We start from the raw sequence: 12,476 nt of genomic DNA, 5'->3' as shown, positions 1-12,476 counted from the left end.
ACACACTCGATGAATTTTTCAAAATTCTTTATCACGCGACCGATCTTCGCAGCGGTGCTTTCGCTGTTGATCCTGATCGCGGGCGCCATCTCGCTGTTCCAGCTACCGATCAGTGAATACCCGGAAGTCGTGCCGCCGACCGTCGTCGTGCGTGCCAACTTCCCCGGCGCCAACCCGAAAGTGATCGGCGAAACCGTGGCGGCGCCTCTGGAGCAAGCCATTACCGGTGTCGAGAACATGCTGTACATGTCCTCCCAGGCCACCGCCGACGGCAAACTCACCCTGACCATCACCTTCGCGCTGGGGACCAACCTCGACACCGCGCAGGTTCAGGTGCAGAACCGCGTCACGCGGACCGAGCCGAAACTGCCGGAAGAAGTGACCCGCATCGGTATCACCGTGGACAAGGCCTCCCCGGACCTGACCATGGTGGTCCACTTGACCTCCCCCGATCAGCGTTACGACATGCTGTACCTGTCGAACTATGCCGTGCTCAACATCAAGGATGAGCTGGCGCGTCTGAACGGTGTCGGTGACGTGCAGCTGTTCGGTATGGGTGACTACTCCCTGCGTGTCTGGCTCGACCCGAACAAGACTGCATCACGCAACATCACCGCGACCGATGTCGTCAACGCCATTCGTGAGCAGAACCGTCAGGTGGCCGCCGGTCAACTGGGTGCACCGCCCTCCCCGAGCGCGACCAGCTTCCAGATGTCGATCAACACCCAAGGTCGTCTGGTGACCGAGGAAGAGTTCGAAAACATCATCGTGCGTGCGGGCGAAAACGGCGAAATCACCCGTGTCCGCGACATCGCCCGTGTCGAACTCGGCTCCAGCCAGTATGCCCTGCGTTCGTTGCTGAACAACCAGCCGGCCGTGGCGATCCCGATCTTCCAGCGTCCAGGCTCCAACGCCATCGACATTTCCAACGAAGTGCGCGGCGAAATGGAACTGCTGAAGAAGAGCTTCCCGGAAGGCATGGACTACAGCATCGTCTATGACCCGACGATCTTCGTGCGCGGCTCCATCGAAGCGGTGGTGCACACGCTCTTCGAAGCGCTGATCCTCGTGGTCCTGGTGGTGATCCTGTTCCTGCAGACCTGGCGCGCCTCGATCATCCCGCTGGCCGCTGTGCCGGTGTCGCTGATCGGTACGTTCGCGGTCATGCACCTGTTCGGCTTCTCCCTCAATGCGCTGTCGCTGTTCGGCCTCGTACTCGCGATCGGTATCGTGGTGGACGACGCCATCGTGGTGGTCGAGAACGTCGAGCGGAACATCGAGCTCGGCCATAAACCGATGGAAGCCACGCAAATCGCCATGCGAGAAGTGACCGGCCCGATCATCGCGACCGCGCTGGTGCTGTGTGCGGTGTTCGTACCGGCGGCCTTCATCTCCGGCCTGACGGGACAGTTCTATAAACAGTTCGCGTTGACCATCGCCATCTCGACGGTGATCTCGGCCTTCAACTCCCTGACCCTGTCACCTGCACTGGCGGCGGTATTGCTCAAGGGCCACGACGAGCCGAAAGACGGGTTCTCGCGCTTCCTCGACAAGCTCTTGGGTGGCTGGCTGTTCCGTCCGTTCAACCGTTTCTTCGTCAAAGCCAGTAACGGTTACGTCGGCACCGTCGGCCGAGTCATCCGCATCAGCGGCGTGGCACTGGTGGTGTATGCCGGTCTGATCGTCATGACCTGGCTGGGCTTCTCGACCACCCCGACCGGTTTCGTGCCGCAACAGGACAAGCAATACCTGGTGGCCTTCGCCCAATTGCCGGACGCCGCGAGCCTGGACCGCACCGAAGACGTGATCAAACGCATGTCCGACATCGCGCTGAAGCAGCCTGGCGTCGAGAGTGCCGTAGCGTTCCCGGGTCTGTCGATCAACGGGTTCACTAACAGCCCAAACTCCGGCATCGTGTTTGTGACGCTGAAACCGTTCGAAGAACGCACGCTGGCCAGTGAATCCGCCGGTGCAATCGCCGGGGCGTTGAACGGCAAGTACGCGTCGATCCAGGAAGCCTACATGGCGATCTTCCCACCGCCGCCGGTACAGGGCCTGGGCACGATTGGCGGTTTCCGTCTGCAGATCGAAGACCGTGGCAACCTCGGTTACGACGAGCTTTACAAAGAAACGATGAACATCATCGGCAAGAGCCGCAGCGTGCCGGAACTGGCCGCACTGTTCACCAGCTACACCGTGAACGTGCCACAGGTCGATGCCGCCATCGACCGCGAGAAAGCCAAGACCCACGGCGTGGCCATCAGCGACATCTTCGACACCCTGCAGGTGTACCTGGGCTCGCTGTATGCCAACGACTTCAACCGTTTCGGTCGTACCTATCAGGTCAACGTTCAGGCTGAGCAGAAATTCCGTCAGGACGCCGAACAGATCGGTCAGCTGAAAGTGCGCAACAATCTGGGCGAGATGATCCCGTTGGCGACCCTGTTGCACGTCACCAACACCTCCGGCCCGGACCGCGTGATGCACTACAACGGCTTCATCACCGCCGAGATCAACGGTGCCGCTGGCCCAGGCTTCAGCTCGGGTCAGGCACAGGCCGCGATGGAAAAGCTGCTCAAGCAGGAACTGCCGAACGGCATGACCTACGAGTGGACCGACCTGACCTACCAACAGATCCTGTCGGGTAACACCGCGCTGCTGGTCTTCCCGCTCTGCGTACTGCTCGCCTTCCTGGTACTGGCCGCGCTGTACGAAAGCTGGAGCCTGCCGCTGGCGGTCATCCTGATCGTGCCGATGACCCTGCTGTCGGCCATCGCCGGTGTGATCATTGCCGGTAGCGACAACAACATCTTCACCCAGATCGGCCTGATCGTACTGGTGGGCCTGGCCTGTAAGAACGCGATCCTCATCGTCGAATTCGCCAAGGATGAACAGGAAAAAGGCAAGACCCCGCTGGAGGCCGTACTGGAAGCCTGCCGCCTGCGTCTGCGTCCGATCCTGATGACCTCCTTCGCGTTCATCATGGGTGTCGTGCCATTGGTGCTGTCGAGCGGTGCCGGTGCCGAGATGCGGCATGCCATGGGTGTGGCCGTGTTCTCCGGGATGCTCGGCGTGACCTTCTTCGGTCTGCTGCTGACCCCTGTGTTCTATGTGCTGATTCGTAACTACGTGGGACGCAAAGAGGCGCGCAAGGCTGCCAAGGCCCAACGCGTCCAGACCATCGCTCCGGAGGCTCATTGATGAAGGCTGTAAAACTCTTCCTGCCGAGCCTGTTGGTCCTTGCGCTGGCGGCCTGTGCCGTCGGCCCTGACTACAAGAAGCCGGACACTGCGGCGGCCAATATTCAGGCGGCGGCACAGGGCACCTACGACCGCAACCGCACCGAGACCATCTGGTGGCAGCAGTTCGAAGACCCGACACTGAACCAGCTGGTGGCTCAGTCGCTGCAAGGCAACCGTGAACTGCGCGTCGCCTTCGCCCGCCTGAAAGCGGCCCGTGCCATCCGTGACGACATCAGCAACGACGCGATGCCGGTTGTGACCAGCCGCGCCAGCAGCCAGATCGGCCGCGCTCAGGTGCCGGGTGAAACCGAGCACCGGGTCAATCAGGAACGCTACGACCTGGGCCTGGACATGGCCTGGGAGATCGACCTGTTCGGCCGCATCCAGCGCGAACTGGAAGCCAGCGACGCTGATCAACAGGTGGCCGAGGCCAATCTGTATCAGCTGCAAGTGACCATGATCGCCGAGCTGGTGGACGCGTACGGTCAACTGCGTGGCGCACAACTGCGCGAACACATTGCCCGGGACAACCTGAAAAACCAGCAGGACTCGCGCAACGTGACCGTGCAATTGCGCGACGAAGGCGTGGGCAACGAGATCGACGTGGTGCGTGCCGATGCCCGTCTCGCGGCGGTAGAAGCCAGCATTCCTCAGCTGCAAGCCGAGCAGGTTCGTGAACGCAACCGCATCGCCACGTTGCTGGGCGAACGCCCGGACGCCATGACCGTGAGCCTGGCCCCGGCCAAGCTTCCGGCCATCTCCAAGGCGCTGCCGATCGGTGACCCGACCAAGCTCCTGGAAAACCGTCCTGACGTGCGCAGTGCCGAACGGCAACTGGCGGCGCAGACTGCGCGGATTGGCGTGCAGACCGCCGACCTGTTTCCACGGGTCAGCCTCAGCGGCTTCCTGGGCTTCACCGCCAGCCGGGGTTCGCAGATCGGTTCGGGTGCCGCCCAAGCCTGGGGCCTTGGCCCGAGCATCACCTGGGCCGCGTTTGACCTGGGCAGTGTGAAGGCGCGTATTCGTGGCGCCAACGCCGATGCCGAAGGCGCACTGGCCAACTACGAGCAGCAAGTGTTGCTGGCGCTGGAAGAAACCGAGAACGCGTTCAGCGACTACGACAAGCGTCAGCAGCGACTGGTGTCGCTGGTGCGTCAGAGCGAGGCGAGCCGTTCGGCAGCCAACCTGGCGAGCATTCAGTACAAGGAAGGCACCGCTGACTTCCTGGTCTTGCTGGATGCCGAGCGCGAGCGTCTGGCGGCTGAAGACTCTCAGGCCCTGGCCGAGATCGACCTGTATCGCGGGATCGTCGCCATCTACAAGGCGCTGGGCGGCGGATGGCAGCCTAACGCCTGATGACCGAAACAAGGGACAGCGTACCCCGCCGTCTTTTCGAAGCCCCGCACTCACAAGGTTCGGGGCTTTTTTGTTTTTCAGGGTTGAGGCATTGCCGCGCTCGTGAAGTCTGGTGAGACGCCTGACAATCGATACACCCTCACCCCAACAACTGACTCACCACAGCCCGCAATTTCCCCGGCTTGACCGGCTTGTTCAGCAGCGGCGCGTTCAGCCGCTGCAATGACCGACGACACGCATCGGTGCGGTCCGCCGTGATCATCACGCACGGGATTTCCCGGCCGAAATGCGCCCGGAGGTCCGCGACCACGTCACAGCCCAACACCCCGTGGTCGAGATGAAAATCGAACAGGATCATCTCCGGCGCGCGCCCCTGCAGTACCCGGTAACAGGCGGCCTGATCGGTGGCCGTCAAGACCTCGCAGCCCCACTGCCCCAACAACGCGGCCATGCTGTCGAGAATGCTGGTCTCGTTGTCCAGCACCAGCAGGCGACGTCCCGGCAGCGGGTTGCCCGTGCCTGGCGCTTGGTGGGCAGCGACGTTGATCGGCACCGGCATTTCCGCTGACAACGGCACGTCGATGGAAAACACCGACCCTTTCCCCGGCCGTGAACGGACCTGAATCCGACAGCCCAGAATCCGGCCAATGCGCTCGACGATGGCCAGTCCCAACCCGACCCCTTTACGATCTGCCGCACGGCCGACATCCAGTTGGTTGAACTCCAGAAAGATCGACGTCAGCCGGTCGTCGGCAATGCCCCGGCCCGTGTCCCACACCTCGATGCGCAGCGCATCCCCTCGCCTGCGCGCCCCGAGCAAAATGCTGCCGTGATCGGTGTAGCGACAGGCGTTGCTGAGGAAATTGCGCAGAATCCGGGTGATCAGCCGCAGGTCGGTACGCACCGCAAACGGGCCGATACGGGCACGCAGGGCCAAACCCGCCGCCTCTGCCACGGGCTCAAATTCCGACAGCAGCGGCGCCAACACTTCCTCAAGGCGATACAGCTCGATGTCGGGCTGGATCGACGCTCGATCGAGCTTGGCAATGTCGAGCAAGTCGGTGAGCAGGTCCTCTGCCCCTTCCAGCGCCTGATGGGTGCGCTCCACCAATGTCTGTTCGGCATCGGGCAAGTGACGCTCGCGCAGGGTCGAAATCAGCAGCCTCGCGGCGTTCAACGGTTGCAGCAAGTCGTGGCTGGCCGCCGCGAGGTATTTGTCCTTGCTGCGGTTGGCGGACTCGGCGGCGTCGCGGGCCTCACGCAGCTCGTCGGTGCGCGCCGTGACGCGCAATTCAAGCTGGTCATTCAGTTCCTGCAAACGCTTTTGCGCCAGCTTGCGCTCGGTGATGTCGGCCACAAAACCCTCGAACACGCCGTCTTCGTCGGGCTTGAGCAACAGGTTCATGAGCACGTCGACGTAGCTGCCGTCCTTGCGCCGCAACCGGGTTTCATAACCTTGCAGGCTCTGGTCCCGTTGCAGCACCTGCGCGATGCTCTGCATTTCCGCCTGCCCGCCGACGAACAGTGTGCTCCCCAGATCGTCGAACACCCGCAGCACTTCGTCGGGATCGCGGTAGCCGAGCATGCGCGCCAGTGCCGGATTCGCCGCTCGCAGCCCCTCATGTAACCGCGCCTGAAAGATGCCGTGGACCGCGTGTTCGAACAGCCATTTATAACGGTTGCGCTCGTTTTCCAGCTCGGCGAGACGCAGGGTCAGCTCCGGATAATGGCTCTTGCGCGTCGAATGATTACCCAGCCCGAGCAGCGCTGTCAGCGCGGACTGTTGGGTGTCAGAGGGCTTCGCCATAGACCACTTCGACGTCGCGCTGGCTGGACGTGCGGGGGTTGGTGAGGATGCACGGATCGCCCATGGCGTGCCGAGAGAGGAACGGGATATCCGCCGTGCTGACACCGTGCAATCCGAGGGTTTCGTGAAAGCCCATCTGGTGCTTGAGCGAGATCAGATGGTCCACCAATCGCTTGCTGATCGCCGCGTGATTCAGGCCTCGGCAATCGATGCCCAGGGTTTCGGCGATCACCTTGAAGCGGTCCGGCGCCGAGCTGTAATTGAATGCCACCACGTGTTCGATCAACACGGCGTTGCACAGGCCATGGGGCAGATCCAGAAAGCCGCCCAGGCTGTGGGACATGGCGTGCACTGCGCCGAGAATCGCGTTGGAGAACGCCAGCCCCGCCTGCATGCTGCCGAGCATGACCTTCTCGCGCAGGGCAATGTCCGTGGGGTTGGCAATCATCTGCACCAAATGGCCGTTGATCAGCCGCATGGCTTCCAGTGCGTGGGGGTCGGTCAGCGGGCCATGGCCGGTGGACACGAACGCTTCGATGGCATGCACCAGTGCGTCGATACCGGTGCAGGCCGACAGAAACGGGTCCATGCTCAGCGTGGTTTCCGGATCGATCAGCGACACGTCCGGCACCACCGCCTTGCTGACGATGGAGATTTTCATGCGTTCCTGGCGGTCGGAAATGATCACGAATTGCGAGACGTCCGCCGAAGTGCCTGCGGTGGTCGGGATCAAGATCAACGGCGGGCTGGGCACGCGGATGGTGTCCACGCCTTCGAATTCCAGGATGTTACGACCGTGGGCCACGGCGATGCCGATGGCCTTGCCGCAATCCATCGGGCTGCCGCCGCCCACCGCCACGATCACGTCGCAATGGTGTTCACGATAGAGGTCGGCGCCGAGCATCACTTCTTCGACGCGGGGGTTGGGCGATACGGCGCTGTAGATGAAATAGTCGAGGTCTTGCGCGTGCAGGCTGGCTTCGACGTCCGCGACCCAACCGGCGGCGATCACACCAGGGTCGCTGACCACCATGACCTTGCGCGCGCCGAAGGTCTTGGCGTAATTGCCGACGCTGTGACGGCTGCCAGCGCCGAAGATGATTTCCGGGGCCACGAACTTGCGCAGCATGTTGAGGCTCTGGCTCATATCAGGCGGTTTCTTGTTCTTATCGGGAATTGAGGGCCAGCCTAGAGCATCCGCAGGGGTTTGCAATAAGACCAAGGGCTGACGGTGTGGGCAGGCAGCCACGGGCGGCGATAACGGCCTGAAATCCGCGTGTCTCGGGGCGTTCAGCCGTGTCGGTGACGCATGGGTGGATCGAAATCGTTCAGACCGTCTACGACTTTGGTACTGCTTTCGCTCTCGATGGTCGCATTCACAAAGCAGCGCTACTGACGTGTAATGCCGCTCAGGGCCAACGACAGGCCAGACAATAAGAAAGGAAAGACGCCATGTACAAGATCCTGATTGCCGACGACCATCCATTGTTTCGCGAGGCGATTCACAACGTCATCAGCGACGGTTTTCCAGGCAGCGAAGTCATGGAAACCGAAGACCTGGACAGCGCACTGGCGATGACTCAGGGTCATGAAGACCTGGACCTGATTCTGCTGGACCTGAACATGCCGGGGATGCACGGGCTGAACGGCCTGATCAACCTGCGCAACGAGGCGCCGACCATCCCGGTTGTCATCGTCTCCGCCGAACAGGACAAGCAAGTGGTGCTGCAAGCCATTACGTATGGCGCCGTGGGGTTCATTACCAAATCATCGCCACGCAAGCAGATGACCGACGCCATCGAGCAGATCCTCAACGGCAATGTCTACCTGCCGCCGGACATCATCCGCAGCCAGAAACCTGGCCACCGCAGCACCCCTCGCGACGCCCCGCAGCTCCAGCCTGAAATGCTCGAAGCGCTGACCCGCAAACAGTTGCAGGTGCTGGAGCGCATGACCAAGGGCGATTCCAACAAACAGATCGCCTTCACCCTCACCATCGCCGAGACCACGGTCAAAGCCCACGTCTCTGCGATCCTGCGCAAGCTCAACGTGCACAACCGGGTACAAGCGATTCTGAGCGCCGGGGATATCGACTTCGCGGCGTACTTGCGCCGGTAACTGCCCAAGTGCCCGCCATGGACTTCAGGCTCACGCTAATTCCTGTAGGAGTGAGCTTGCTCGCGAAGTCGGTCTGCCATTCATTCGGAGGATAAAAAATCGCCATCGCGAGCAAGCTCACTCCTACAGTTTTGCGCTACGTTAGCCCTGCCGTACCGCCCCTTCGAACGCCTCTTCAATGTCACTCATGCGAGTCGGCCTCACCAGTCGCCCGACTTCCTGCCCGTCGCGCATGAACACCAGTGTCGGCCACAGCTTCACCTTGAACGAGCGCCCCAACCTGCGGCCGCTGCCATCTTCGACTTTAACGTGGCGTACCTGCGGATACTCGGCAAACACCTCGCCGATCAACGGCAGGGCTGCCTTGCAGTGCCCGCACCAATTTGTGCCGAAATCGATCACGGACACCCCCGCCAGCGCATCCACTTCAGCACGGGTCAGGGTTTCGGGCAGATAAAGCGCTTCTGTCATCACCAGCCTCCTCTTAGGGTCCGGGCAGTGTAACGCCCTCCTCCACGCTGCCACACCCAGCCGCTTGTCACTTTCACAACCATAGTGACTTGCATGATGAAAGTCACTTAGCTAGATTATAACCATAATTTTCTCCCGCACTGCCCTCGATAGCCCCGGAGGCTATGGCCATGAAGAAGAAAAGCTTTGCGAACATGCCCTGCCCGATTGCCCTCAGCCTCGAACACGTCGGGGACTGGTGGAACATCTTGATCCTGCGCGACCTGTCCTACGGTTTGTGCCGCTTCGACGAATTTGAAAAAAGCCTCGGTATTGCGCCCAGCACCCTGACACGACGCCTCAACGGCCTGATCGAGTCCGGGCTGGTCGAGCGTCACGCCTACACCGACAAACCGCTGCGTTATGACTACGTGCTCACCGAAAGCGGCCGCGACTTCCGCACCGTGGTGCTGAGCTTGATGAAATGGGGACACAAACACTTCTCCGGCGAGCGCTCGAACATTGAGTTGTTCGACGAGAACACGGGCGTGCCCGTCGATTTGGTGCTGACCGACGGCAATACCGGCAAACGTATCAACATGCACGACCACAGCCTTCGCTACAAAGGCGCGCCGGACAGCCTGTCCGCGTGGCGCCTTGAAACCGGCCGCCCGCGCCGCGACGCCTACCGCAAGACGCTTCCCAAACCCTCTTCCCAACCTCAGCAGAATCACAGGTAAACCGCGATGAACAACCCTCAAACCGTCACCGAGCCTGCCGTTGCGGCCGCACCGCCAAAACCCGCTCGGGGCAAACGTCTGATTCTGTTGCTGCTCGCGGTGGCCGTCGTGGTGGGCGCCGTTTTCTATGGCCTGCATTGGTGGACCGTCGGCCGTTTTCTGGAGTCCACTGACGATGCCTACGTCGGCGGTGATGTCACGGTGATCGGGCCGAAAGTGCCGGGCTACATCACCGAGCTGAAAGTGACCGATAACCAGATCGTCCACGCAGGTGACTTGCTGGTGAAGATCGACGACCGCGATTACGTCGCCGCGTTGAACAAAGCCGAGGGCGCCGTGGCGGCCGAAGAAGCGCTGCTCGCCAACCTCGACGCCACCGAACAGCTGCAACACGCGGTGGTCAGCCAGGCGAAGGCCGGGATCGATGCCGCCAATGCCGAAACCGTGCGTTCCAAGGACGATCAGGCACGCTACAAGGTGCTGTCCGGGCGCTCGGCAGTGTCCATTGAAAGCTTCCAGCGCGCCGACGCCACCTACAAGACCGCCCAGGCCAACGGCGCGAAGGCCCAGGCCTCGATGCTGGCCTCGCAACGCCAGCTGGACGTCATCGCCACCCAGAAACAACAGGCCCGCGCCGCCCTGGAACAGGCCAAGGCTGAACGCGACATGGCGCGGCTCAACGTCGGTTACACCGAACTGCGCGCCCCGGTGGACGGCGTGATCGGCAACCGCCGCGCGCGAGTCGGTGCTTATGCGGCAGCGGGCACGCAATTGCTCTCCGTGGTTCCCGCCACCGGGCTGTGGGTAGACGCCAACTTCAAGGAAGACCAGTTGGCCCACATGCACCCCGGCCAGGCCGTCACCATCGAAGCCGACGTGCTGCCGGGCCAAGTGTTCCACGGCCACCTCGATAGCCTCGCCCCGGCGACCGGTTCGCAATTCAGCGTGCTGCCGCCGGAGAACGCCACCGGCAACTTCACCAAGATCGTGCAGCGGGTGCCGGTGCGGGTTTACCTCGACGGCGAAGACGGCCACCTCGGCAAGCTGCGACCGGGTCTGTCGGTGGTCGCCGAAGTCGACACGAACGTCAACGGACAAAAAGACGCCCCGCAACCCAACGTCGCCAGCGCCGCTGACGGGAAAAAAGCCCCATGAGCACCGCCACCGCCAGCGCACCCGCCGCAAAACCCAAAGGTCCGATAGACGCCGCATCGATGGCCACCGGGGCCAAGATCCTCGCGTTCGCCAGCATGTGTGTGGGGATGTTCATTGCCTTGCTGGACATCCAGATCGTCTCGGCCTCGCTGCGTGACATCGGCGGTGGCTTGTCAGCCGGTTCAGATGAAACGGCGTGGGTCCAGACCAGCTACCTGATCGCCGAAATCGTGGTCATTCCGCTGTCCGGCTGGCTCGCCCGAGTATTCTCCACGCGCTGGCTGTTTTGCGCCTCGGCGGTGGGCTTCACCCTCACCAGCCTGCTCTGCGGACTGGCCTGGAACATCCAGAGCATGATCGCCTTCCGGGCGTTGCAAGGGTTCCTGGGCGGTTCGATGATTCCGATGGTGTTCACCTCGGCGTTCATGTTTTTCACCGGCAAGCAGCGGGTGATCGCGGCGTCCACCATCGGCGCCATCGCGTCTCTGGCACCGACGCTGGGACCGGTGATCGGCGGTTGGATCACCGACGTGTCGTCGTGGCACTGGCTGTTCTACATCAACCTGGTGCCGGGCATTTTTGTTGCCGTCGCGGTGCCGATGCTGGTCAACATCGACTCGATGGACCTCAAGCTGCTCAAAGGCGCCGACTACATCAGCATGGTGTTTCTGGCGCTGTTCCTCGGCTGCCTGGAATACACCCTTGAAGAAGGCCCGCGCTGGAACTGGTTCAGCGACCAGACCATCCTCACCACCGCCTGGGTGTCGGGCCTGTCGGCCATCGCCTTCATCAGCCGTACCCTGATGGTGCACAACCCGGTGGTGGATTTGCGCGCCCTCAAAGACCGCAACTTTGCGCTCGGCTGCTTCTTCTCCTTCGTCACCGGCATCGGCTTGTTCGCCACCATTTACCTGACGCCGCTGTTCCTGGGCCGCGTGCGGGGTTACAGCGCGCTGGAAATCGGCGAAGCGGTGTTCTCGACGGGCGTCTTTCAGTTGATGGCCATCCCGGTGTACGGCTTTCTCGCCAACCGCGTGGACCTGCGCTGGATCATGATGTTCGGCCTCGCGTTGTTCGGTCTGTCGATGTGGGATTTCTCGCCGATCACCCACGATTGGGGCAGCCATGAACTGCTGTTACCCCAGGCGATTCGCGGTTTCGCGCAACAGATGGCAGTGCCACCGGCCGTGACCCTGACCCTCGGCGGCCTGCACCCTTCGCGGCTGAAACAGGCGTCCGGGCTGTTCAACTTGATGCGCAATCTGGGCGGCGCCATCGGCATCGCGGCCTGTGCCACGATCCTCAACGACCGCACCAATCTGCATTTCACGCACCTGGCCGAGCACCTCAACTACAGCAACGAAGCCATGAACACCTGGCTCGCGACCGTGACCGGTAATTTCGCCGCACTGGGCCAGAACGCCGCCGACGCCAGCAATTCCGCGCTGCACCAACTGTGGCTGCTGACCTACCGCGAAGCACAGACCCAGACCTACGCCGACGCCTTCCTGTCGATCATGGTCTGCTTCATCGTCGCCGTGGCCATGGTGCCGTTGATGCGCAAGGTCGCGCCCCCGGCCGCACCGTCCGCCGATGCTCATTGAGAAC

At 62.1% G+C, this 12,476-nt stretch carries 9 protein-coding genes; 6 read left to right on the top strand and 3 right to left on the bottom strand.

Annotation, left to right across the window (positions count from 1 at the left end):
- Window positions 1–9 precede the first annotated feature (9 nt).
- Both GVN17_RS24155 and GVN17_RS24150 read left to right on the top strand, forming a co-directional pair.
- Window positions 10–3,201 carry an efflux RND transporter permease subunit gene (locus tag GVN17_RS24155; RefSeq protein WP_166597791.1) on the top strand — a complete coding sequence of 1,064 codons (3,192 nt, stop codon included), beginning with the start codon at window positions 10–12 and terminating at the stop codon, window positions 3,199–3,201.
- Window positions 3,201–4,598 (top strand): efflux transporter outer membrane subunit, encoded by a 1,398-nt coding sequence (locus tag GVN17_RS24150; protein ID WP_166597790.1) that lies wholly within the window; start codon window positions 3,201–3,203, stop codon window positions 4,596–4,598. The genes GVN17_RS24155 and GVN17_RS24150 overlap by 1 nt, the downstream gene beginning before the upstream one ends.
- Before the next feature lie 139 nt (window positions 4,599–4,737).
- On the opposite strand, the gene GVN17_RS24145 is transcribed toward GVN17_RS24150, so the two are convergent.
- Window positions 4,738–6,405 (bottom strand): NahK/ErcS family hybrid sensor histidine kinase/response regulator, encoded by a 1,668-nt coding sequence (locus GVN17_RS24145; RefSeq protein ID WP_166597789.1) that lies wholly within the window; start codon window positions 6,403–6,405, stop codon window positions 4,738–4,740.
- The gene (gene ercA / locus GVN17_RS24140; protein ID WP_166597788.1) at window positions 6,389–7,552 is read right to left on the bottom strand and encodes an alcohol dehydrogenase-like regulatory protein ErcA; all 1,164 of its coding nucleotides are present in this window, start codon (window positions 7,550–7,552) and stop codon (window positions 6,389–6,391) included. The genes GVN17_RS24145 and ercA overlap by 17 nt, the downstream gene beginning before the upstream one ends.
- A gap of 305 nt (window positions 7,553–7,857) precedes the next feature.
- On the opposite strand from ercA, the gene GVN17_RS24135 reads away from it, so the two are divergent.
- Window positions 7,858–8,523, top strand: coding sequence for a response regulator transcription factor (locus GVN17_RS24135; RefSeq protein ID WP_166597787.1), 666 nt, complete (start codon window positions 7,858–7,860; stop codon window positions 8,521–8,523).
- Window positions 8,524–8,664: 141 nt separating this feature from the next.
- Here the strand turns inward: GVN17_RS24135 and GVN17_RS24130 are convergent, their stop codons facing one another.
- The gene (locus GVN17_RS24130) at window positions 8,665–8,994 is read right to left on the bottom strand and encodes a thioredoxin family protein (RefSeq protein WP_166597786.1); all 330 of its coding nucleotides are present in this window, start codon (window positions 8,992–8,994) and stop codon (window positions 8,665–8,667) included.
- A gap of 170 nt (window positions 8,995–9,164) precedes the next feature.
- On the opposite strand from GVN17_RS24130, the gene GVN17_RS24125 reads away from it, so the two are divergent.
- The 3 genes from GVN17_RS24125 to GVN17_RS24115 are packed head-to-tail and all read left to right on the top strand — an operon-like array spanning window position 9,165 to window position 12,472.
- Complete coding sequence (locus GVN17_RS24125; RefSeq protein WP_166597785.1) at window positions 9,165–9,713, top strand: helix-turn-helix domain-containing protein; 549 nt, start codon at window positions 9,165–9,167, stop codon at window positions 9,711–9,713.
- A 6-nt stretch (window positions 9,714–9,719) separates the two neighbouring features.
- A complete protein-coding gene (locus GVN17_RS24120; protein ID WP_166597784.1) occupies window positions 9,720–10,868 on the top strand; it encodes an HlyD family secretion protein in 1,149 nt (382 codons plus the stop codon).
- Window positions 10,865–12,472: a DHA2 family efflux MFS transporter permease subunit gene (locus tag GVN17_RS24115; protein ID WP_166597783.1), complete on the top strand. Its 1,608-nt coding sequence runs from the start codon at window positions 10,865–10,867 to the stop codon at window positions 12,470–12,472. Before GVN17_RS24120 ends, GVN17_RS24115 begins: the two co-directional genes overlap by 4 nt.
- Window positions 12,473–12,476 lie beyond the last annotated feature (4 nt).

The sequence above is a fragment of the Pseudomonas sp. SLFW genome (assembly GCF_009905615.1).
Classification (GTDB): Bacteria; Pseudomonadota; Gammaproteobacteria; order Pseudomonadales; family Pseudomonadaceae; genus Aquipseudomonas; species Aquipseudomonas bambusae.
Note: the sequence above shows the minus strand (reverse complement) of the source record. Positions and strands in the feature narration are given on the sequence as shown.